Origin of the sequence: Burkholderia sp. HAN2018 (assembly GCF_024704855.1) — a bacterium.
GTDB lineage: Bacteria > Pseudomonadota > Gammaproteobacteria > Burkholderiales > Burkholderiaceae > Burkholderia > Burkholderia cepacia.
Genome location: NZ_QOBB01000017.1, coordinates 26,251 through 48,244 on the forward strand (window position 1 = coordinate 26,251; position 21,994 = coordinate 48,244).

Annotated in this window: 18 protein-coding genes; 3 read left to right on the plus strand and 15 right to left on the minus strand. The window is 65.0% G+C overall.

Annotated elements, in window-relative coordinates; genetic code table 11:
• Window positions 1-106 precede the first annotated feature (106 nt).
• Entirely contained in the window at window positions 107-541 is a 435-nt protein-coding gene (locus DPV74_RS06340) for a hypothetical protein (protein ID WP_027787865.1), read from the plus strand.
• Window positions 542-621: 80 nt separating this feature from the next.
• Here DPV74_RS06340 and ppx read toward each other — a convergent pair whose 3' ends face one another.
• A complete protein-coding gene (gene ppx, locus DPV74_RS06345) occupies window positions 622-2,136 on the minus strand; it encodes an exopolyphosphatase (RefSeq protein WP_027787866.1) in 1,515 nt (504 codons plus the stop codon).
• 277 nt (window positions 2,137-2,413) lie between these two features.
• On the opposite strand from ppx, the gene ppk1 reads away from it, so the two are divergent.
• On the plus strand, window positions 2,414-4,477 hold the full coding sequence (gene ppk1, locus DPV74_RS06350) for a polyphosphate kinase 1 (RefSeq protein WP_027787867.1): 2,064 nt from the start codon (window positions 2,414-2,416) through the stop codon (window positions 4,475-4,477).
• 135 nt (window positions 4,478-4,612) lie between these two features.
• Here the strand turns inward: ppk1 and phoR are convergent, their stop codons facing one another.
• From phoR to DPV74_RS06405, 11 genes are all read right to left on the minus strand, one after another.
• Window positions 4,613-5,932, minus strand: coding sequence for a phosphate regulon sensor histidine kinase PhoR (phoR, locus tag DPV74_RS06355; protein WP_027787868.1), 1,320 nt, complete (start codon window positions 5,930-5,932; stop codon window positions 4,613-4,615).
• Window positions 5,933-5,989: 57 nt separating this feature from the next.
• Window positions 5,990-6,691 carry a phosphate regulon transcriptional regulator PhoB gene (gene phoB, locus DPV74_RS06360; RefSeq protein WP_027787869.1) on the minus strand — a complete coding sequence of 234 codons (702 nt, stop codon included), beginning with the start codon at window positions 6,689-6,691 and terminating at the stop codon, window positions 5,990-5,992.
• Between the two features lie 32 nt (window positions 6,692-6,723).
• The gene (gene phoU / locus DPV74_RS06365) at window positions 6,724-7,428 is read right to left on the minus strand and encodes a phosphate signaling complex protein PhoU (protein WP_027787870.1); all 705 of its coding nucleotides are present in this window, start codon (window positions 7,426-7,428) and stop codon (window positions 6,724-6,726) included.
• 18 nt (window positions 7,429-7,446) lie between these two features.
• Window positions 7,447-8,295, minus strand: a complete 849-nt coding sequence (gene pstB / locus DPV74_RS06370) for a phosphate ABC transporter ATP-binding protein PstB (RefSeq protein WP_027787871.1) — start codon at window positions 8,293-8,295, stop codon at window positions 7,447-7,449.
• Between the two features lie 15 nt (window positions 8,296-8,310).
• Window positions 8,311-9,204, minus strand: a complete 894-nt coding sequence (pstA, locus tag DPV74_RS06375; RefSeq protein WP_027787872.1) for a phosphate ABC transporter permease PstA — start codon at window positions 9,202-9,204, stop codon at window positions 8,311-8,313.
• A complete protein-coding gene (pstC, locus tag DPV74_RS06380; protein WP_091922300.1) occupies window positions 9,201-10,187 on the minus strand; it encodes a phosphate ABC transporter permease PstC in 987 nt (328 codons plus the stop codon). The genes pstA and pstC overlap by 4 nt, the downstream gene beginning before the upstream one ends.
• Before the next feature lie 94 nt (window positions 10,188-10,281).
• Window positions 10,282-11,316 (minus strand): phosphate ABC transporter substrate-binding protein PstS, encoded by a 1,035-nt coding sequence (gene pstS, locus DPV74_RS06385; RefSeq protein ID WP_119336798.1) that lies wholly within the window; start codon window positions 11,314-11,316, stop codon window positions 10,282-10,284.
• A gap of 452 nt (window positions 11,317-11,768) precedes the next feature.
• Window positions 11,769-13,124 carry a phosphoglucosamine mutase gene (glmM, locus tag DPV74_RS06390; RefSeq protein WP_021163356.1) on the minus strand — a complete coding sequence of 452 codons (1,356 nt, stop codon included), beginning with the start codon at window positions 13,122-13,124 and terminating at the stop codon, window positions 11,769-11,771.
• A 28-nt stretch (window positions 13,125-13,152) separates the two neighbouring features.
• A complete protein-coding gene (folP, locus tag DPV74_RS06395; protein WP_374708953.1) occupies window positions 13,153-14,046 on the minus strand; it encodes a dihydropteroate synthase in 894 nt (297 codons plus the stop codon).
• A gap of 78 nt (window positions 14,047-14,124) precedes the next feature.
• On the minus strand, window positions 14,125-16,023 hold the full coding sequence (ftsH, locus tag DPV74_RS06400; protein WP_021163358.1) for an ATP-dependent zinc metalloprotease FtsH: 1,899 nt from the start codon (window positions 16,021-16,023) through the stop codon (window positions 14,125-14,127).
• A gap of 166 nt (window positions 16,024-16,189) precedes the next feature.
• Entirely contained in the window at window positions 16,190-16,852 is a 663-nt protein-coding gene (locus tag DPV74_RS06405; protein WP_021163359.1) for an RlmE family RNA methyltransferase, read from the minus strand.
• 193 nt (window positions 16,853-17,045) lie between these two features.
• Between DPV74_RS06405 and DPV74_RS06410 the strand changes: the two genes are divergently transcribed.
• The gene (locus DPV74_RS06410) at window positions 17,046-17,573 is read left to right on the plus strand and encodes a YhbY family RNA-binding protein (RefSeq protein ID WP_027787876.1); all 528 of its coding nucleotides are present in this window, start codon (window positions 17,046-17,048) and stop codon (window positions 17,571-17,573) included.
• Window positions 17,574-17,652: 79 nt separating this feature from the next.
• On the opposite strand, the gene DPV74_RS06415 is transcribed toward DPV74_RS06410, so the two are convergent.
• From DPV74_RS06415 to carB, 3 genes are all read right to left on the minus strand, one after another.
• Entirely contained in the window at window positions 17,653-18,111 is a 459-nt protein-coding gene (locus DPV74_RS06415) for a DUF4149 domain-containing protein (RefSeq protein WP_021163361.1), read from the minus strand.
• Between the two features lie 14 nt (window positions 18,112-18,125).
• Complete coding sequence (gene greA / locus DPV74_RS06420) at window positions 18,126-18,602, minus strand: transcription elongation factor GreA (protein WP_021163362.1); 477 nt, start codon at window positions 18,600-18,602, stop codon at window positions 18,126-18,128.
• Window positions 18,603-18,720: 118 nt separating this feature from the next.
• A complete protein-coding gene (carB, locus tag DPV74_RS06425) occupies window positions 18,721-21,975 on the minus strand; it encodes a carbamoyl-phosphate synthase large subunit (protein ID WP_119336800.1) in 3,255 nt (1,084 codons plus the stop codon).
• Window positions 21,976-21,994 lie beyond the last annotated feature (19 nt).

The following is a 21,994-nucleotide window of genomic DNA, read 5'->3' on the forward strand; positions in this document are numbered from 1 at the left end:
TTGCAAAGGTCACGAATCGAACGAGGTGGCCGGCCCAGCCGCCGCAACCCGGATACGACACTTCCGGGAACACGCGATAATGCGCGTGGACAACCTGCATCCGCGCATGACAAACAACATTCTCAAGACCGCCCTGTGCGCATCGCTGCTCGCGCTTGCGACCGCCGGCACCGCATCGGCCAAGGCACTCGACGACGCACTCGACTGCCACTCGACCGGGCACAAGTTCGTCGCGCCGCTGCTCGCCGCCGGCGATATCCAGTCGGAGCCGATGCACGTCGAATCGAACTCGGTCAATGCATTCCGCACGAGCCACTCGCTGACCGCATACGGCTTCGGCGTCTACGTCGTGCTCGGCTACCAGGCGAACGACCCGATCTTCCGCACCGGCGACGGCACGCCGATCGGCGACTGGGCCTATGGCGTCGTGGTGCGCGGCACGAAAAGCGCGGTGGAGGAAGCCGTGCGCAAGGCCGGCAGCGACGCGACCGTCAGGCAGGCGTTTCCGTTCCTGACCGCGATCGTCTGCTCGTCGGACTGAGCGGCCGTCAGGACGATCATGCGGCAATCCTGAGGGCGGCAAGCCAGCCTGCCGCCCGTCCCGGCCCCGCTATCGGCCTTTTACGCGCCCGTATACACCACGCGATACGGGATTCCGACCTTCTCCCATTCCGCCGCCTCCTGGCTGAGGCTGTAGTCGGTCAGCGGGTTCTGCTCGACCCACGCGCTCGGCAGGCGCACTTCATACCCGCCCTTCTTCATCTGCGAAACGGAAATGTCGGGCAGCCCCGCGTCGGTTCGGCGTCGGCACAGCAGCGCCGCGAGCCGCAGGCAGAACAGCAGCGGCCACTCGACTTCGCGCGCCTGCGACAGCTTGCCGAGCTTGCCCGCGTGACCGAGGACGAGCGCGGCGAGCCGCGCCTGGTCGGTGCGCGAAAAACCCGGCATGTCCGCGTTGCTCGCGATATAGGCCGAATGCTTGTGATACGCGCTGTGCGAGATCGACAGGCCGATCTCGTGCAACGCGGCCGCCCAGCCGAGGAACATCCGCCCTTCCTCGCGCGCTTCGTCGTCGGCTTCCTCGAGTTCGTCGTAGAAACGCCCCGCCAGCGCGCCGATCCGCTCGGCCTGCGCACGATCGACACCGTAGCGGCGCGTAAAGCCCTCGACGGTCACCGCGCGCATGTCCTCGTGCTGCGTCCGGCCGAGCAGGTCGTACAGCACCCCGAGGCGCAGCGCGCCGTCGGTCGTATCGACGTAGTCGACCCCGAGCTCCTCGAACACCGCGAGCATGATCGCGAGGCCGCCCGCGAGCACCGGCACGCGGTCGGGCTTCAGCGCGATCAGCTTCAGCCGGTTGACGTTCTCCGACTTGATCAGCGCACGCTTCAGGCGCTCGAGGCCGCCGCGCGAAATGCCGTGCGTGATGCCCGGATCGTTGAAGCCGTTCGCCTCGACGAGTTCCGCGAGCGCACGCGCGGTGCCGGACGAACCGATCGCCTGGTCCCAGCCGGCCTTCTTGTACTCGCTCGAAATGATCTGGATCTCGCGCTTGGCCGCGAGTTCGGCCTGCCGCATCGTGTATTCGTCGACGTTGCCGGCGGGGAAGAAGGCGCGGCTGTGGCTCACGCAGCCGATGTAGAGGCTCTCCATCACGATCGGCGTGTAGTGCGAGCCGATGATGAATTCGGTGGAGCCGCCGCCGATGTCGACGACGAGCCGCTTGCCGGCGCTCGCCGGCACCGAGTGCGCGGCGCCCGCGTAGATCAGGCGCGCTTCTTCGCGGCCTGCAATCACTTCGATCGGAAAACCGAGCGCCGCTTCCGCCTCGCCGAGAAACTCGCCCGCGTTCTTCGCGACGCGCAGCGTGTTGGTGGCCACCGCGCGCACATGATCGGGATGGAAATCGCGCAGGCGCTCGCCGAACCGCTTGAGCGCCTCCCAGCCACGCTCCTGCGACGCGCGATCGAGCATCTTGTCGCTCGACAGGCCCGCGGCCAGCCGGACGGGCTCGCGCAGCGCATCGACGGGATAGATTTGGCTGCCCGCCGGCGTTTCCTCGACGCGTCCGACGATCAGCCGGAAGCTGTTCGAGCCGAGATCCACGGCAGCCAGCAAGTGGGGGGTTGTAACCATCAGAGGGGCTCCGTGCGCGTTCGCCCGCGGCGGCCGGTGCGACAGCCTTGGGCGATCAATCAAAGGCGACATTTTAAGCGTGGAACGCTTGCCGTTGCCACGCTTCACGGGCATGCATACTGCTCGTTTGCAAATCGTCGAAACATTTATGGGACGAAACGATTACAGCGTAGAATTTCCCGATATAAATACATCATTGTCATCAGCACGTCATCGTACCGTGAGAGTTTCCGAGCGTCCTTTCGAATCATCGCCCGAATCCCCCCCTACTCTGCCGATGTCCGTCCGTTATCCGCTTCTCAATCGTGAACTCGGCATCCTCGGTTTCAACGAGCGCGTGCTGGCCCAGGCAGCCGATCCGCAAGTCCCGTTGCTCGAGCGCCTCCGCTTCATCTGCATCACCAGCAGCAACCTCGACGAATTCTTCGAAGTCCGGATGGCCGGCCTTCAGGAGCAGATCCGCGACAACCCCGGCGCCCTGACGCCCGACGGCATGTCGTTACAACATGCTTACGATCTCGTGGTCGAACGCGCGCAGCGGCTCGTTCATCGACAGTACACGATGCTGCACGAAACCGTGCTGCCCGCGCTCGAGCAGGAAGGCATCTACTTCCATGCGAGCGACACGTGGAACGACGAGCAGCTCGAATGGGCGCGGCACTACTTCCTCGACGAGCTGCTGCCCGTGCTGACGCCGATCGGCCTCGATCCCGCCCACCCGTTCCCGCGCGTACTGAACAAGAGCCTGAACTTCGTCGTCGAGCTCGAAGGCCGCGACGCATTCGGCCGTCAGGCCGTGATGGGCATCGTGCAGGCGCCGCGCGCGCTGCCGCGCGTCGTACGCATGCCGCACGCGCTGTCGGGCTTCGAGCACGGCTTCGTGCTGCTGAGCTCGTTCATGCAGCGCTTCGTCGGCGAACTCTTCCCGCAACTCGTCGTGAAGAGCTGCAACCAGTTCCGTATCACGCGCAACAGCGAACTGTTCGTCGACGAAGACGAGATCACGAACCTGCGCGTCGCGCTGCAGGGCGAACTGCCCGCGCGCCACCTCGGCAACGCGGTGCGCCTCGAGGTGTCGGCCGACACGCCGCCGCACATCGTACGACGCCTGCTCGACGAAAGCGAGCTCGGCGACAAGGACTGCTATCGCGTGGCCGGATCGGTGAACCTCGTGCGGCTGATGCAGATTCCCGATCTCGTCGACCGACCCGACCTGAAGTTCACGCCGTTCACCGCGTCGACTCCCGCCGCGATCACGAACGCACCGACGATGTTCGACGCGATCGACAACGGCGACATCCTGCTGCACCACCCGTACGAGAGCTTCCAGCCGGTGCTCGAACTGCTGCAGCAGGCCGCGAAGGACCCGAGCGTCGTCGCGATCAAGCAGACGATCTACCGCACCGGCACCGATTCGCCGCTGATGGACGCGCTGATGGAAGCCGCGCGCAACGGCAAGGAAGTGACCGTCGTCGTCGAACTGCTCGCGCGCTTCGACGAGGAAACCAACATCAACTGGGCGTCGCAGCTCGAGGCCGTCGGCGCGCATGTCGTGTACGGCGTGGTCGGCCACAAGTGCCACGCGAAGATGATGCTGATCGTGCGGCGCGTCGTGCAGGGCGGCAAGGCGTCGCTGCGCCGCTACGTGCACCTCGGCACCGGCAACTACCATCCGCGCACGGCACGCCTCTACACCGACTTCGGGCTGATGACGGCCGACCAGAAGATCTGCGAGGACGTGCATCACGTGTTCCAGCAACTGACCGGCATCGGCGGCGAACTCACGCTGCACGAGCTGTGGCAGTCGCCGTTCACGCTGCATCCGCGCATCATCGACTCGATCCGCGCGGAGATCGACAATGCGCGTGCCGGCAAGCGCGCGCGCGTCGTCGCGAAGATGAACGCGTTGCTGGAACCGACGGTGATCGCCGCGCTGTACGAAGCGTCGCAGGCCGGCGTCAAGGTCGACCTGATCGTGCGCGGCGTCTGCGCGCTGAAGCCCGGCGTGCCGGGGCTGTCGGAAAACATCACCGTGCGCTCGATCGTCGGCCGCTTCCTCGAGCACCACCGGATCTACTATTTCCACGCGAACGGTGCCGAGGATGTCTATCTGTCGAGCGCCGACTGGATGGACCGCAACCTGTTCCGCCGCGTCGAAGTCGCGTTCCCGATCCGCGATCGCAAGCTCAAGCGGCGCGTGCTGGCCGAAGGGCTGTCGGTGTGCCTCGGCGACAACCAGTCGGCATGGCAGATGCACAGCGACGGCCACTACCGCCGGCGCCGCGCCGGCAAGACGATCCGCAACGCGCAACTCGGGCTGCTCGCGAAGTTCTGCTCGTGAACCGGCAACGCAGCGCGAGTTGCGCGCCGCGCACCAGCGTTGCCAACGAAAAAGCGCAGCCCGCGGGCTGCGCTTTTTCGTTGCGGATCCGGCATGCCGCCGCTCGCAGAACGAGCAACGGATGCCGTTACGCGATCATGCCTCGTAAGTGGCCGGCCGGATCGCGATGACGCGCGAACCCGGGAACCGCGCGGTGAACGTGCTGCCGCGCCCTTCCTCGCTCTGCACGTACAGGTGTGCGTCGTGCCGCTGCAGCACGTGCTTGACGATCGCGAGCCCGAGCCCCGTGCCGCCCGTGTCGCGCGAACGGCTGCGGTCGACGCGATAGAAGCGCTCGGTGAGCCGCGGCAGGTCGGCGGCCGGAATCCCGAAGCCGCTGTCCGTGACGGAAAACACGCCTTGCGCGCCTTCGCGCCGCCACGTCACGACGATCTTCCCGCCGTCCGGCGTATAGCGGATCGCGTTCGTGACGAGATTCGCGAATGCGCTGAACAGTTCCGTCTGCGCACCGGTGACGCCGAGCGTCTCGTCGATCGAGAACGCGATGTCGTGATGCCCGTTCGACAGCGTCTGCGCGTCCTCCTTCAGGTGGTCGAACACGGCGCGCATGTCGATCGCGCGATCGACCGGCGGCTTGCTTTCGCCCTCCAGCTTCGCGAGCACCAGCAGGTCGGTCACGATGTGCCGCATCCGCGACGCCTGCTGCTCCATCATCTCGAGATAGCGCGCGCGGTCTTCCTCGTTCAGCGGCAGCTCGCGCATCGTCTCGAGAAAGCCCGACAGCACGGTGAGCGGCGTCTTCAGTTCGTGCGACACGTTCGCGACGAAGTCGCGCCGCATCGCGTCGGTCCGCTCAAGCTCGGTGATGTCCTGCGTGAGCAGCAGCTTGCGGTTCTCGCCGTACGGAAACACCTGCACTTCCAGCACGTTCTGCCGCGAGTCGCCCATGCCGCGCATCACGAGCGTCTCGTCGTAATGCTGCGCGTTCAGGTAACGGACGAAATCGGGATGGCGTACCAGGTTGGTGATGTGCTGGCGCAGGTCGCGCTTCGCATCCAGGCCGAAATGGACCTCGGCGATCGCGTTGCACCACTCGATCTGGTCGTGATCGTCGAGCATCGCGACGCCGTTCGGCGACGCCTGGATCGCCTGGATGAAGCGCGAATGCTGCTGCTCGACCTGCCGCACCTGCGCATGCCACTGCTTCGCGAGCTTGTGCAGACGATAGTAGATCTCGCCCCAGATGCCCGGCGCGCTCGGCACTTCACCGTAGACCGGCGCATCGAGCAGCCGCCACAGACGCTGCGTGTGAAAGGTACTGAAAAAGCCCTGCGCGACCAGCATCACGACGACGAACACGAGGCCCGCGGTCGGGCCGGCGAACACGCCGACCAATACGCCGATCAGCACGAGCAGCACGAGCGACACCAGAAAGCGCGCCCAGATGATGTTCATGATTCAGCGCCCGAAAGAATGAACGGCATGCCGTGGCACACGGCAGGCCCGAATACGTTACGCGTGCTTGGCGAGCCGGTAGCCGCTGCCGCGCACGGTCTCGATCATCGCATCGCAACCGGCCGGTTTCAAGGCCGCGCGCAATCGTTTGATGTGCACGTCGACGGTCCGCTCCTCGACGAACACGTGGTCGCCCCACACCTGGTCGAGCAGTTGCGTGCGACTGTGCACACGCTCCGGATGCGTCATGAAGAAATGCAGCAGGCGGAACTCGGTCGGGCCGAGATCGAGCTTGATCTCGCTGCCTTCCGCATGCGCGGCGACGCGATGCGTGGCCGGGTCGAGGCGCAGCCCGTTGATCGACACGACGTCCTCGGTCAGCTGCGGCGCACGACGGCGCAGCACGGCCTTGATCCGCGCCATCAGTTCCTTCGGCGAGAACGGCTTCGTCACGTAGTCGTCCGCGCCGATTTCGAGGCCGAGCACCTTGTCCTGCTCGTCGCCGCGGGCGGTGAGCATGATGATCGGGATGTGCTTGGTCCGTTCGTTGTTGCGCAGGTCGCGCGCGAACGCGATACCGGATTTGCCCGGCAGCATCCAGTCGAGCAGCACGAGATCGGGCAGCACGTCGCTGATCAGGTTCTGCGCCTGTTCGGCGTTGTACGCACGAATCGGGCAGTGACCGGCGTGCTGGAGATTCACCGAGATCAGTTCGGAAATCGCGGGCTCATCTTCAACGACGAGAATGTTGCTGGGCATCGGCACCTCTTTTTTCCCCTGTACGGAGTCGATTAACTGTTGGCTTCGCGATCGAGCGTGTCGCGCGGCTGGTGCCGCACGTCCGTGCCCTTCACGATGTAGATGATGAATTCGGCGATGTTCTTCGCGTGGTCGCCGATCCGCTCGATCGCCTTCGCGATGAACAGGTATTCGAGGCCGACCGAGATCGTGCGCGGATCTTCCTGCATGTACGACACGAGCTTGCGCACGAACGCACGGAATTCCAGGTCGATCTCCTTGTCGTCCTTGACGATCTGTGCGGCGGCCACCGTATCGAGACGCGCGAACGCGTCGAGCGCACGGCGCAGGATCGTCACGGCCATCTCGCCCGACACCTTGATCTCGGCGATGTTGACCGCACGCGCGGCCGGCTCGTCGACCAGGCGGCGCACGCGTTTGGCGATCTTCTCGGCCTCGTCGCCTGCGCGCTCGAGGTTCGTAATCGTTTTCGAAATCGACATCAAAAGACGCAGGTCACGCGCGGCAGGCTGCCTCCGCGCGATGATGTTGCCGCACTCCTGGTCGATGTCGACTTCCATCGCGTTCAGCGTTTCCTCGGCCGCGATCACCTTCTCGGCCGTATCGCGATCGAACTCGTTCAGCGCGTGCATCGCGCCGACGATCTGCGACTCGACGAGCCCGCCCATTTCCAGCACTTTCGACGACACGGCATTGAGGTCCGCGTCGAACTGGCTCGACAGATGTTTATCCGACATGGCTGTTGTTCTCCGTCATCAACCGAAACGGCCGGTGATGTAGTCTTCCGTTTCCTTGCGCACCGGCTTGATGAAGATCTTTTCGGTCTCGCCGAATTCGATCAGCTCGCCCAGGTACATGTAGGCCGTGAAATCCGAGCAGCGCGCCGCCTGCTGCATGTTGTGCGTGACGATCACGACCGTGTAGTCGCTCTTCAGCTCCGCGATCAGCTCTTCGATGCGGCCGGTCGAGATCGGGTCGAGCGCCGAGCACGGTTCGTCGAGCAGCAGCACTTCCGGACGGATCGCGATGCCGCGCGCGATGCACAGACGCTGCTGCTGGCCGCCCGAGAGGCCGTAGCCGCTCTGGCTCAGCTTGTCCTTCACTTCGTTCCACAGCGCGGCCTTCGTGAGCGCCCACTCGACGCGGTCGTCCATTTCCGAGCGCGTGAGCTTTTCGAACATCTTCACGCCGAACGCGATGTTGTCGTAGATCGACATCGGGAACGGGGTCGGCTTCTGGAACACCATGCCGATACGTGCGCGCAGCAGCGAGATGTCGCGCTTCGTCGTCAGCAGGTTCTCGCCGTCCATCAGGATTTCGCCTTCGGCGCGCTGCTCCGGATAGAGCGCGAACATCTTGTTGAACGTGCGCAGCAGCGTCGACTTGCCGCAGCCCGACGGGCCGATGAACGCCGTCACCTTCCCTTCGGGAATGCTCAGGTTGATGTTCTTCAGCGCATGAAACTTGTTGTAGAAGAAGTTGAGGTTGTTGACCTCGATCTTCGCGTTCAGCGGCTCGAGCGGACGGCCGTGCGCCGCTTCGTGCGTGCCGGCCGGCGCAGCGGTGCGCTCGACAGGATTCAGGTGGCTTTCTGCCATATTCATCGGATTGCTCCGCCGTTACTTTTTCGAGAAGATCGTGCGCGCCAGGATGTTGAGTCCGAGCACACCGAGCGTAATCAGGAACACACCCGCCCATGCGAGCGCCTGCCATTCCGCGAACGGGCTCATCGCGAACTTGTAGATCGTGACGGGCAGGTTCGCCATCGGCTGGCTCATGTCCCACGAGAAGAACTGGTTCGACAGCGCGGTGAACAGCAGCGGCGCCGTTTCGCCGGCGATCCGCGCGACCGCGAGCAGCACGCCCGTCACGATCCCGCCGACCGATGCGCGCAGCGTGATCTTCAGCACCATGCGCCACTTCGGCGTGCCGAGCGCGAAGGCCGCTTCGCGCAGCGCGTTCGGCACGAGCTTCAGCATGTTCTCCGTCGTGCGGATCACGATCGGAATCTGCAGCAGGGCAAGCGCGATCACGCCGGCCCAGCCCGAGAAGCGCCCCGACTTCGCGACGACGATCGCATACACGAACAGGCCGATGACGATCGACGGCGCCGACAGCAGGATGTCGTTGATGAAGCGGATCGTGCTCGCCAGCAGGTTCTTCTGACCGTATTCGGCGAGATAGACGCCCGCGAGGATGCCGATCGGCGTGCCGACCAGCGTGCCGAAACCGCACAGCAGCAGGCTGCCGACGATCGCGTTGGCGAGACCGCCGCCTTCCGTGTTCGGTGCCGGCGTCGATTCCGTGAACAGTTGCAGCGACAGGCCGCTGACGCCGAGATGCACCGTCGTGTAGAGAATCCACACGAGCCACAGCAGCCCGAAGGCCATCGCGCCGAGCGACGCGGCCAGCGCGATCGCGTTGACGGCCTTGCGCTTGCGCTGCAGGCGGTTGCGCATCGCGTCGAGCACGGCGCCGTCCGGCCCCGGGAAATTCATGATGGGCTCGCTCATTTCTTGCCCTCTCCCTTCTCGAGACGAAGCAGCAGCAGTTTGGAGATGGACAGCACGATGAACGTGATCAGGAACAGGATCAGGCCCAGCTCCATCAGCGCGGACGTATGCAGGCCCGGTTGCGCTTCCGCGAATTCGTTGGCCAGCGCCGACGTGATGCTGTTGCCCGGTGCGAACAGCGACACGCTGTCGAGCAGGTTCGTGTTGCCGATCACGAAGGTCACGGCCATCGTCTCGCCGAGTGCACGGCCGAGGCCGAGCATCACGCCGCCGATCACACCGGTCTTCGTATAGGGCAGCACGACCTTCCACATCACTTCCCAGGTCGTGCAGCCGATCCCGTATGCCGACTCCTTCAGCAGCACCGGCGTGACTTCGAACACGTCACGCATCACCGATGCGATGTACGGGATGATCATGATCGCGAGGATCACGCCGGCGGCAAGGATGCCGATACCGATCGGCGGGCCGGCAGTCAGCGGGCCGAGCACCCAGATGTCCTTGAACAGGCGGCCGATCGGCTTCTGGAAGTATTCCGCGAAGATCGGCGCGAACACGAGCAGGCCCCACATGCCGTACACGATCGACGGAATCGCGGCGAGCAGCTCGATGGCGATGCCGAGCGGACGGCGCAGCCACACGGGCGACAGCTCGGTGAGGAACAGCGCGATGCCGAAGCTGACCGGCACGGCGATGACGAGCGCGATGATCGACGTCACGATCGTGCCGTAGATCGGCACGAGCGCGCCGTAGAGGTCCGAGTTGGGATCCCACTCGGATTGCCACAGGAAGCCGAGGCCGAACTTCTGGATGGTCGGCATCGACGCGATGATCAGGGAAACGATGATCCCGCCGAGCAGCAGCAGGGTCACGATGGCGGCGAGCCGTGCAAGACCGCCGAATACGACATCCCCGAGGCGGCTCGGCGCGCGTTGCTGCGCAACGTCGGCGGACCGTGAGGACGTATAGGAAATATCAGACATGGGTGCCTGCTTTTGATTGCCGGGCGCCGTAACGCCCGGCTTTACCGCACACACTGCCCGACCGGCACGGCCGGGCAGCGAACCGCTGCAATGCTTACTCGGCGGCGACCGCCTTGCCCGACGCGTCCGTCACCTTGACCTTCCACTGCTTGCGGATTTCCGCTTCGACTGCCGGCGGCAGCGAGATGTAGTCGAGGCTGTCAGCAGCCTTCTCGCCGTTCTTGAACGCCCAGCTGAAGAACTTCAGCGTTTCCGCGCCCTGCTCCGGCTTTTCCTGCTTCGCGTGCAGCAGCACGAACGTCGCGCCGACGACCGGCCAGGCTTCCTTGCCCGGCTGGTTCGTCAGGATCTGGTAGAACGACTTCGACCAGTTCGCGCCTGCAGCAGCGGCCTTGAACGTTTCGGTCTTCGGCTCGACCACCGTGCCCGTCGAGTTCTTCAGGGCCGTGTAGATCATGTTGTTCTTCTTCGCGTACGCCCACTCGACGTAACCGATCGCGCCCGGCAGGCGCTGCACGAAGGCCGCGACGCCGTCGTTGCCCTTGCCGCCCGTGCCCGTCGGCCAGTTGACCGTCGTGCCTTCGCCGATCTTCGACTTCCACTCGTCGTTGACCTTCGACAGGTAGTTCGTCCAGATGAAGCTCGTACCCGAGCCGTCAGCGCGGCGGACCACGGCGATGTCCGTGTCCGGCAGCTTGACCTTCGGGTTCAGCGCGGCGATCGCCGGGTCGTTCCACTTCTTGATCTTACCGAGGTAGATGTCGCCGAGCACCGGGCCCGACAGCGTCAGTTCGCCGGCCTTCACGCCCGGCACGTTGACGACCGGCACCACGCCGCCGACCACCGTCGGGAACTGGAACAGGCCTTCCTTCGCGAGCTCGTCATCCTTCAGCGGAGCGTCCGAGCCGGCAAAATCGACCGTCTTCGCGATAATCTGCTTCAGGCCGCCCGACGAACCGATACCTTGGTAGTTGACCTTCGCGCCGCCGGTCTGCTGGTAGTCAGCAGCCCATTTCGTATAGATCGGCATCGCGAACGTGCTGCCTGCGCCCGTGATGTCGGCAGCGTGGGCGGCGACGGCGAAAAGCGCGCCAGCCAGGCCGGCAATCGCGGTTTGCATCAATTTCATGAGACCTCCAGTGTGTGAGCGGATGACTACGGCACCGCGAAGGTTAGGGGCTCCTCATGACGGTAATGTGACAATCGATGAAACTGGCGTGACAGTAACATGACTGGTTGAAAGGGAGTAACAGGGTCGGCGCGCGTGGCGCGCAGACGGCGCCGGAGGGGCGATGGCGGCAGGAATTGCCGGCCCGGAAGGGACAGGATGACGCCCCGTTTCTCACTGTGTGACGGGATCGCAGCGCCGCGTCGGTGGTACGAAAAGCCTCCGCCGGCGGCTGGCCCGATCTCGGGGTCGGACGATTTTTCGTCCGGGGAATGCAGCAGTCGATATGCGTTACTTATAGGTATCGCAAACCTTTGCGTCTGATGAAATCGCGGCGCCCGAAGGCGCCGCATGCCGGTTCACCGGAACGCCGGCGCGCGGGCGTCCGACCGCCCTCGCACCGGGCCCGCGCGTCAGGCCGTCGCCGCGCGCACCGCGTCGGCGATCGTCTCCGCATGGCGGACCGCGTCGGCCGCTTGCTGCGCTTCGACCATCACGCGCAACACGGGCTCGGTGCCCGATGCGCGGATCAGCACGCGGCCGCTGCCGGCGAGCGCGGCCTCGGCTGCGTCGATCGCTGCGCGAATCGACGTGCTGCCCTTCCAGTCGGCACCTGGCTTCATCCGCACGTTGATCAGCTTCTGCGGGAACAGCGTGACGCCGTCGAGCATCTGCGCGAGGGTCTGGCCGCTGCGCTTCAGCGCAGCCAGCACGAGCAGCGCCGACACGATGCCGTCGCCGGTCGAGTGGCGATCGAGCGACAGGATGTGGCCCGAGCCTTCCGCGCCGAGTTGCCAGCCGTGCTCGCGCAACTGCTCGAGCACGTAGCGATCCCCGACCGCCGCCCGCACGAACTTCACGCCCGCGCGCTGCAGCGCGACTTCGACGGCGAGATTCGTCATCAGCGTGCCGACCGCGCCCTCCACCTTGCCGTCGGTCGCGATCCGGTCCTTCACGAGCACGTAGAGCAGCTCGTCGCCGTTGTACAGGCGACCGGTCGCGTCGACGACCTGCAGGCGGTCCGCATCGCCGTCGAGCGCAATGCCGAGATCGGCGTGGTTCGCGCGCACCGCGCGCACCAGCGCGTCCGGCGCGGTCGCGCCGACGCCGTCGTTGATGTTGAAGCCGTTCGGCGCGACGCCGATCGGGATCACGTCCGCGCCGAGTTCGTGGAACACGTGCGGCGCGATCTGGTACGCGGCACCGTGCGCGCAGTCGATCACGAGCTTCAGCCCGCGCAGGTCGAACGCGGCCGGGAACGTGCTCTTGCAGAATTCGATGTAGCGGCCGGCCGCATCGTCGAGGCGGCGCGCCTTGCCGAGACCGTCGGACGATGCGCATTCGAGCGGCTTGTCGAGCCACGCTTCGATCGCGGCTTCGGTGTCGTCCGGCAGTTTGTTGCCGTCAGCGGAGAAAAACTTGATCCCGTTGTCGCGATACGGATTGTGCGACGCGCTGATCACGACGCCCGCCGACAGGCGCAGCGCGCGCGTCAGGTAGGCGACCCCTGGCGTCGGCATCGGGCCGGCCAGCATCACGTCGACACCCGCCGCCGAGAACCCTGCCTCGAGCGCGGCTTCGAGCATGTAGCCCGACACGCGCGTGTCCTTGCCGATCAGCACGGTCGGCCGCGAGCCTGCCGCGCCATCGGCCGAGCTGGCCAGTACCTTGCCGGCCGCGTAGCCGAGACGCAACACGAAATCCGGCGTGATGGGTGCCTCGCCCACCGTGCCGCGAATGCCGTCCGTGCCGAAATATCGACGTCCCATAGCGAATCTTCCTCCTTCGTCTTCTGACTTATCGTTGCCGCGCGGCTTCACGCACGGCATTCCAGACTTTCAACGCATCGACCGTCGCCGCGACATCGTGCACGCGCACGATCGCCGCCCCACGCTCGACCGCGCACAATGCGGCCGCCACGCTCGCCGCGACGCGCTCCATCGGCGGCTTGCCGCCGATCACCGCGCCGAGCATCGACTTGCGCGACATGCCTGCGAGTATCGGATACGCGCGCCCGTCGGGCCGCGCGGGCGCCGTTTCCGGCAGTGCGGCCAGGAGTGCATAGTTGTCGTCGACGACCGCCTTGCCGAACCCGAAACCGGGATCGACGCAGATCCGCTCCGGCGCAATCCCCGCGTCGCGCAGTGCCTGCGCGCGCGCGGCGAGAAAGTCGCGCACGTCGGTCACGACGTCACCGTAATCGGGTTCGCCGACCTGCATCGTTTGCGGCTCACCGAGCATGTGCATCGCACACAGCCCGCAATTGCCCTCGCGCACCGCGTCGATCGCGCCCGGCTGGCGGAACCCCCAGATGTCGTTGATCAGGTCGGCGCCTGCGGCCAGCGCCGCGCGCATCACGGCCGGCTTGTAGGTATCGATCGACAGCGGCATGTTCAACGGACGCAGCGCTTCGACGAGCGGGATCACGCGCGCGAGTTCCTCGTCGAGCGGCACCGGCGGTGCGCCGGGGCGCGTGGATTCGCCGCCGATATCGAGAAGATCGGCGCCTTCGGCAATCATCCGCTCGGCCTGGCGCAGCGCATCGTCGCGCGCGAGGAAGCGGCCGCCGTCGGAGAACGAATCGGGCGTGGCGTTGAGAATGCCCATCACGAGCGGGCGCTCGAACGTCAGTTCGAAGCGGCCGCACCGGAGTGGTGCGGGAATTTGGGGGGAAACAGCGGAATCGGACACGGGCAACTGGCGTGAATGAATGCAAAACGGGCCGGTGTGAAGACACACCAGCCCGTGAACGGTGCTAAAGAGCGGAGATTATGCCGCCGGCGAAGCAGGCGCCGGCGCGTTGCCGGCCTTCACCTCGGCGCTGCTGCCGCCACCCGACGAATCGCCGCCGACAGCCGGCGAGCTCTTCGGGGAGCGCGGCGGACGGCCTTCCATGATGTCGTTGATCTGATCGGCATCGATCGTCTCCCACTCCATCAGCGCGGCGGTCATCGCTTCGACCTTGTCGCGGTTCTCTTCGAGCAGGCGGCGCGCAAGGCCGTACTGTTCGTCGAGCACGCGGCGGATTTCCGAATCGACCTTCTGCTGCGTCGCTTCCGAGATCGTGCGCGTGAAGCCACGGCCGAACGGCGATGCATCGTTTTCGTCGTCGACGTAGACCATCGGCCCGAGCGCATCGGTCATGCCGAAACGGGCGACCATCGCGCGCGCCGTCTGGGTTGCCTTGTTGAAGTCGTCCGATGCACCGGTGCTGACGAGGTTCATGAACAACTCTTCCGCCACCCGGCCACCGAACAGGATCGCGAGGCGATCCATCAGGTAGTCCTTCGAATACGTTTCGTTGTCATGCTCCGGCAACTGCCACGTGACACCCAGCGCGCGACCGCGCGGAATGATCGTGACCTTGTGCACGGGGTCGGCCTTCGGCAGCAGCTTCGCGATCACCGCGTGGCCCGACTCGTGATACGCGGTCGCACGCTTCGCTTCCTCGCGGATCACGGCCGACTTGCGCTCCGGACCCATGAAGATCTTGTCCTTCGCGTCTTCGAAATCCTGCATCTCGACGATGCGCTTGCCGCGGCGTGCGGCGAACAGCGCAGCCTCGTTCACGAGGTTCGCGAGATCGGCGCCCGAGAAGCCCGGCGTGCCGCGCGCGATGACTGCCGCATCGACGTCGTTCGCGATCGGTACCTTGCGCAGGTGCACGCGCATGATCTGTTCGCGGCCGCGGATGTCCGGCAGACCGACGTAGACCTGGCGGTCGAAACGGCCCGGACGCAGCAGCGCCTTGTCGAGCACGTCGGAACGGTTGGTTGCGGCGATCACGATCACGCCCGAGTTCGCCTCGAAGCCGTCCATCTCGACGAGCATCTGGTTCAGCGTCTGTTCGCGCTCGTCGTTGCCGCCGCCCATGCCGGCGCCGCGATGACGGCCGACCGCGTCGATTTCGTCGATGAACACGATGCACGGTGCATGCTTCTTCGCCTGTTCGAACATGTCGCGCACACGTGCCGCGCCGACGCCGACGAACATTTCGACGAAGTCCGAACCCGAGATGCTGAAGAACGGCACTTTCGCTTCACCCGCGATCGCGCGGGCCAGCAGCGTCTTGCCGGTACCCGGAGGGCCGACGAGCAGCACGCCGCGCGGAATGCGGCCGCCCAGCTTCTGGAATTTCTGCGGATCGCGCAGGAAGTCGACGAGCTCGGACACTTCTTCCTTCGCTTCGTCGCAACCCGCGACGTCGGAGAAGTTCACCGCGTTGTTGTTCTCGTCGATCAGCCGCGCGCGGGATTTGCCGAACGAGAACGCGCCGCCTTTGCCGCCTCCCTGCATCTGCCGCATCATGTAGAACCAGAACACGATGATCAGGATCGTCGGCCCGAGGTAGTACAGCGCGGACATCAGCGCGTTCGGCTCGTCGTCGGCCTTGCCGCTGACCTGCACGCCGTACTTCATCAGATCGCCAACCATCCAGATGTCGCCGGGCGACACGATCTGGTATTTCTGGCCATCAGCCGGAGTGACGGTGAGGTTGCGCCCCTGAACGATGACGTTCTTGACCTTGCCGTTCTTGGCGTCGTCCATGAACTGCGAATAGGACACGCCTTCCTGGACGCGGGGCTTGTCGAACTGCTTGAACACCGTAAACAGCACCAGTGCGATCACCAGCCACACCGCTGCCTTCGAAAACATATTGTTGTTCAAAGCACCACTCCTTCACTCGTAGACGAGCGCCTACATTTTCCTTGCGGCGCCCCTCGGTCATTCTAATCCAGTCCGACCACCCTCGCCATAAGCATTGACAACCGCCGCGATAGCGCTTCGCTTGTCTGGCAAGGGCCGGAGCCCGTTTGCGGCACCCCGCCGCGCATCAGCGCGGACGTTTCAGATGCCGACCCAAAATGAACGTTTCGGACGATTTGTCGCGGGACGCCTTCGGCTTGCGCGGCGCGACGGTCTTAAACTGCTGTTTGAATTTCTCGACGATCTGGCTGTAGCCGCTGCCGTGAAAACATTTCACGAGCAACGCACCATCCGGCTTCAGATGGTTCTGCGCGAATTCGAGCGCCAGATCGCAGAGATGCTCGATGCGCGCCGCGTCCGCCGAGGCCACGCCGGAGAGGTTGGGGGCCATGTCGGAAATAACAAGGTCCACCGCGCGGCCTTCGAGCAATTCCTCGAGCTGGTGAAGGACGTCATCCTCGCGGAAGTCGCCCTGGAGGAAGTGGACGTCGGCGATCGGCTCCATCGGCAGGATGTCGAGCGCGACGATCGTGCCGTCGATGCCGCCTTCGCGCTCCGCGTCGCGCTTCTTGCCCTGCGCGAGCTTGTTGCGGGCATACTGGCTCCAGCTGCCCGGCGTCGCGCCGAGATCGACGATCACCTGGCCCGGACGGATCAGCTTGTCCTGCTCGTCGATTTCCTTCAGCTTGTACGCGGCGCGCGCGCGATAGCCCTCCCGCTGCGCCATTTTGACGTACGGGTCGTTGATGTGGTCGTGCAGCCAGTGCTGGTTGAAGCGGTTTTTTGCCATTCGAAAGAGAGATTGCTGCCAATTGCTTCGTGAAGCCGCGCTTTTAGCGGATAATACGCGTCTTCTTCGCGCGGCTGCGGCCCCTTTTCGGGCCCAAGCCGCGATTTTACGTGGTTTCGGCGCACGGCTGACGCGGTAACTACCCGCGATCGCTTTTCAGTCAGCGCGCCCTTATTTAGATTTCGACATTTCCATGCCCGCCCTTTCGCTTTCTCCCGCCGAGCGCTCCGCGCTGCGCTCCCAGGCCCATGCGCTCAAGCCCGTCGTGCTGATCGGCGCCGAAGGGCTCACCGACGCCGTGCTGAAGGAAATCAAGGTGCACCTCGACGCGCACCAACTGATCAAGATCCGCGTATTCGGCGACGAACGCGACGCGCGCATCGCGATCTACGACGAGATCTGCGATCGCCTGAGCGCGGCGCCGATCCAGCACATCGGCAAGCTGCTGGTGATCTGGAAACCCGAAGCTGCCGTTGCGGCCCCGGCCCGCGGCCGTCGTGCCGGCACGCTGCCGAGCGCGGCCGAAGCCGTGGACGACAAGAAAGGCCGTGCCCCGCGCACCGTCAAGGTCGTCAAGGTGTCGCCGAACGCGAGCCCCGTGCGCCGTCCGCGGCCGGTCAAGGTCACGGTGCGCGGCAACGAACGCGTGACGGCGGGCGGTACCGTGAAGCGCGCGAAAAAGCGCCAAGCCAGCACGAAGCGTCCATTCCAGGACAAGTAAGCATCGGGGCGGTACGGCTGCGCCGTACCGCCACCCTGCCCGCGGGCCCGGCATCGACCGGGCCTGCGCGGCACACACGTCAGGCGTCGCGCGCCGGCAGACGCCAGATCAGCATCAGCCCCAGTACGCTCTCGACGAGGTAGAACACGCTCGAGACGCCGTGCAGCATCCCGAAGCGGCTCGCATACGGCGAATTCGCGATATCGGTGCCCGCGTCCATCGCGGCGACCCGCAGCGCGTTCATGAACGGCTGCAGCGCAAAATACCCGACCAGCACGCATACGACCATCGCGGCGACGACCCAGCGCACGCGGCGATATTCGCTGCTGCCGCGTCGAACCTGCTGGTTCGACAGCGCGAGCAGCAGCACGCCACATACGACACCGAGGATCGCCTCGATACGGAACAGCTGGGCGGCGACCGAACCGGCCGTCATCCGCTCCAGCGTCTTGAACAGCACGGGCGCGACCGCATACCCGATCGTCAGCAGGCTGCCGACCCACACGGCCGACAGCAGACGGAACACGCGATGCGGCATCGTGTCGCCCCGCTTCAGATGTAGCTGACCGAGATGATTTCGTATTCGCGCACGCCGCTCGGCGCCTGCACGGCCGCGACGTCGCCTTCGGACTTGCCGATCAGTGCACGCGCGATCGGCGAGCTGACCGAGATCAGGCCGTGGTCGATATCGGCTTCGTCGTCACCGACGATCTGGTACTTGACGGTGTCACCCGACTCGAGATCCTCGAGTTCGACGGTCGAGGCGAAAACCACGCGGCCTTCGGCGTCGAGCACGGTCGGATCGATGACCTGTGCGGCCGACAGCTTCGATTCGATTTCCGCGATACGACCCTCGATGAAGCCCTGCTTTTCCTTCGCGGCATCGTATTCGGCGTTTTCGGACAGGTCGCCCTGTGCGCGGGCCTCCGCGATCGCGTTGATCACGGCCGGCCGCTCGACGGACTTGAGGCGCTGCAATTCATCGCGCAGTTGCTCTGCGCCACGCTTTGTCAACGGAATGGTGCTCATAAACGGCTCAATCGCTAAAAACGGCTATAAAAAAAATCACCGCGATTAAGCGCGTTTCCGATGCACTGGAAACACCGCCTAATCGCGGCACGTGTTGCTTCTACAGGTAACTGACTGCTTAGTTTAGGCGAGCGTGAAGACCTTGTAAATCATAGACTTCCAGATCCTTCAGGTAGCGCAAGCCTTCGACTGCCGCGCGCGCGCCCGACATCGTCGTGTAGTACGTGACCTTGTGCGCCTGCGCGCTCATGCGGATCGAACGCGAATCGGCGATCGCCTGGCGCGTTTCGTCGACCGTCGTGAACACGAGTGCGATCTCGCCGTTCTTGATCATGTCGACGATGTGCGGACGGCCGTCCTTCACCTTGTTCACGACCTTCACCGGCACGCCGGCCGCTTCGATCGCGGCAGCCGTGCCCTTCGTCGCGACGATCGGGTAACCGAGGTCGTGCAGCATGCGCGCGACTTCGACCGCCTTCGGTTTGTCCGCATCCATCACGGTCAGCAGCACCGTGCCCGACTCCGGCAGGCGCGAACCGGCCGCGAGCTGCGACTTGAACAGCGCTTCGCCGAACGTCTGGCCGACGCCCATCACTTCGCCGGTCGAACGCATTTCAGGCCCGAGAACCGGATCGACGGTCGGGAACTTGACGAACGGGAACACCGCTTCCTTCACGCTGAAGTACGGCGGCTCGACTTCCTTCGTCACGCCCTGCTGCGCGAGCTTCTGGCCGACCATCGCGCGCGCCGCGATCTTCGCGAGCGGCAGGCTGGTCGCCTTCGACACGTACGGCACCGTGCGCGATGCGCGCGGGTTCACTTCGAGCACGTAGATGATGTCCTGCTTCGAACCGTCAGCCTGCGGCACCTGCTGGATCGCGAACTGAACGTTCATCAGACCGACCACGTTCAGCGCCTTCGCCATCGCGCCCGTCTGGCGCTTCAGCTCGGCCACGGTCTCCTTCGACAGCGAGTACGGCGGCAGCGAGCATGCCGAGTCGCCCGAGTGGACGCCCGCCTGCTCGATGTGCTCCATCACGCCGCCGATGAACACGGATTCGCCGTCGCAGATGCAGTCGACGTCGCACTCGATCGCGTCGTTCAGGAAGCGGTCGAGCAGCACCGGCGAATCGTTCGACACCTTCACGGCCTCGCGCATGTAGCGCTCGAGGTCGCGCGGCTCGTGGACGATTTCCATCGCGCGGCCGCCCAGCACGTACGACGGGCGCACGACCAGCGGATAGCCGATTTCGGCCGCCAGTGCGAGCGCTTCGTCTTCGGCGCGCGCGGTGCGGTTCGGCGGCTGGCGCAGGCCGAGGTCCTGCAGCAGCTTCTGGAAGCGTTCGCGGTCTTCGGCCGCGTCGATCATGTCCGGCGACGTGCCGACGATCGGCACGCCGTGCGCCTCGAGGTCGAGCGCGAGCTTCAGCGGCGTCTGGCCGCCGTACTGGACGATCACGCCGACCGGCTTTTCCTTGTCGACGATCTCGAGCACGTCTTCGAGCGTCAGCGGCTCGAAGTACAGGCGGTCGGACGTGTCGTAGTCGGTCGACACCGTTTCCGGGTTGCAGTTGACCATGATCGTTTCGTAGCCGTCCTCGCGCATCGCGAGCGCCGCGTGCACGCAGCAGTAGTCGAACTCGATGCCCTGGCCGATCCGGTTCGGGCCGCCGCCCAGCACCATGATCTTCTTGTTGGTGGTCGGCTGCGCCTCGCACTCTTCCTCATAGGTCGAGTACATGTACGCGGTTTTCGTCGCGAACTCGGCCGCGCACGTGTCGACGCGCTTGTAGACCGGGCGCACGTTGAGTTCGATGCGGCGCTTGCGGACGTCTTCCGGCGTCGCGCCGAGCAGCTTCGCGAGGCGGCGGTCGGAGAAGCCGCTCTGCTTCAGGTAGCGCAGCTCGTCGAACGTCAGCGATGCGAGCGTGCGGCCCGCGAGCGCCTTTTCCTTCAGGATGATCTGCTCGATCTGCTCGAGGAACCACGGGTCGATCGCGGTTTCCGCGAAGATTTCCTCGGCCGTCATGCCGATGCGGAACGCATCACCGACGTACCAGATGCGATCCGGGCCTGGCTCGTGGATCTCGATCGCGATCTCGTCGCGGTCGGTCGACTTCTCGTCGAGACCGTCGACACCGACTTCGAGGCCGCGCAGCGCCTTCTGGAACGACTCCTGGAACGTACGGCCGATCGCCATCACCTCGCCGACCGACTTCATCTGCGTGGTCAGGCGCGAATCGGCTTCACGGAACTTCTCGAACGCGAAACGCGGGATCTTCGTGACGACGTAGTCGATGGTCGGCTCGAACGACGCCGGCGTCTGGCCGCCGGTGATTTCGTTCTTCAGCTCGTCGAGCGTGTAGCCGACGGCCAGCTTCGCCGCGACCTTCGCGATCGGGAAGCCCGTTGCCTTCGATGCGAGCGCCGACGAACGCGACACGCGCGGGTTCATTTCGATGACGACCATACGGCCGTCCTTCGGATTGATCGAGAACTGCACGTTCGAGCCGCCCGTGTCGACGCCGATCTCGCGCAGCACCGCGAGCGATGCGTTACGCAGGATCTGGTATTCCTTGTCGGTGAGCGTCTGCGCCGGCGCGACCGTGATCGAGTCGCCGGTGTGCACGCCCATCGGGTCGAGGTTCTCGATCGAGCAGACGATGATGCAGTTGTCGGCGCGATCGCGCACGACTTCCATCTCGTATTCCTTCCAGCCGAGCAGCGACTCTTCGATCAGCAGCTCGCGCGTGGGCGACAGGTCGAGACCGCGCTTGCAGATCTCTTCGAACTCTTCGCGGTTGTACGCGATGCCGCCGCCCGAGCCGCCGAGCGTGAACGACGGACGGATCACGACCGGGTAGCCGCTGCCGCCGGTGCCGGCCATGATCTCGGCGTGCACCTGGGTCGCTTCTTCCATCGAGTGCGCGATACCCGACTTCGCGGAACCGAGACCGATCTTGGTCATCGCTTCCTTGAACTTCTGGCGGTCTTCCGCCTTGTCGATCGCTTCCGGCGACGCGCCGATCAGCTCGACGCCGAACTTCTCGAGCACGCCGTGGTGGTGCAGGTCGAGCGCGCAGTTCAGCGCGGTCTGGCCGCCCATCGTCGGCAGGATCGCGTCCGGGCGCTCCTTCTCGATGATGCGTGCGACGACTTCCCACGTGATCGGCTCGATGTAGGTCACGTCGGCCGTGTTCGGGTCGGTCATGATCGTCGCCGGGTTGCTGTTGACGAGAACGACCTTGTAGCCCTCCTCACGCAACGCCTTGCAAGCCTGCGCGCCCGAATAGTCGAACTCGCACGCCTGGCCGATGATGATCGGGCCGGCGCCGATGATGAGGATGCTCTTGATGTCTGTGCGTTTTGGCATGGCTTGTGAATTCAATAAG

What these genes read in the sequence shown, in the direction of transcription:
- greA (WP_021163362.1), bottom strand. Translation starts at nt 18,602, where the DNA reads ATGAGCACCATTCCGTTGACAAAGCGTGGCGCAGAGCAACTGCGCGAT.
- ppk1 (WP_027787867.1), top strand. Translation starts at nt 2,414, where the DNA reads ATGTCCGTCCGTTATCCGCTTCTCAATCGTGAACTCGGCATCCTCGGT.
- DPV74_RS06415 (WP_021163361.1), bottom strand. Translation starts at nt 18,111, where the DNA reads ATGCCGCATCGCGTGTTCCGTCTGCTGTCGGCCGTGTGGGTCGGCAGC.
- glmM (WP_021163356.1), bottom strand. Translation starts at nt 13,124, where the DNA reads ATGGGACGTCGATATTTCGGCACGGACGGCATTCGCGGCACGGTGGGC.
- ppx (WP_027787866.1), bottom strand. Translation starts at nt 2,136, where the DNA reads ATGGTTACAACCCCCCACTTGCTGGCTGCCGTGGATCTCGGCTCGAAC.
- pstA (WP_027787872.1), bottom strand. Translation starts at nt 9,204, where the DNA reads ATGAGCGAGCCCATCATGAATTTCCCGGGGCCGGACGGCGCCGTGCTC.
- pstS (WP_119336798.1), bottom strand. Translation starts at nt 11,316, where the DNA reads ATGAAATTGATGCAAACCGCGATTGCCGGCCTGGCTGGCGCGCTTTTC.
- carB (WP_119336800.1), bottom strand. Translation starts at nt 21,975, where the DNA reads ATGCCAAAACGCACAGACATCAAGAGCATCCTCATCATCGGCGCCGGC.
- phoR (WP_027787868.1), bottom strand. Translation starts at nt 5,932, where the DNA reads ATGAACATCATCTGGGCGCGCTTTCTGGTGTCGCTCGTGCTGCTCGTG.
- pstC (WP_091922300.1), bottom strand. Translation starts at nt 10,187, where the DNA reads ATGTCTGATATTTCCTATACGTCCTCACGGTCCGCCGACGTTGCGCAG.
- pstB (WP_027787871.1), bottom strand. Translation starts at nt 8,295, where the DNA reads ATGAATATGGCAGAAAGCCACCTGAATCCTGTCGAGCGCACCGCTGCG.
- DPV74_RS06405 (WP_021163359.1), bottom strand. Translation starts at nt 16,852, where the DNA reads ATGGCAAAAAACCGCTTCAACCAGCACTGGCTGCACGACCACATCAAC.
- phoU (WP_027787870.1), bottom strand. Translation starts at nt 7,428, where the DNA reads ATGTCGGATAAACATCTGTCGAGCCAGTTCGACGCGGACCTCAATGCC.
- DPV74_RS06410 (WP_027787876.1), top strand. Translation starts at nt 17,046, where the DNA reads ATGCCCGCCCTTTCGCTTTCTCCCGCCGAGCGCTCCGCGCTGCGCTCC.
- DPV74_RS06340 (WP_027787865.1), top strand. Translation starts at nt 107, where the DNA reads ATGACAAACAACATTCTCAAGACCGCCCTGTGCGCATCGCTGCTCGCG.
- phoB (WP_027787869.1), bottom strand. Translation starts at nt 6,691, where the DNA reads ATGCCCAGCAACATTCTCGTCGTTGAAGATGAGCCCGCGATTTCCGAA.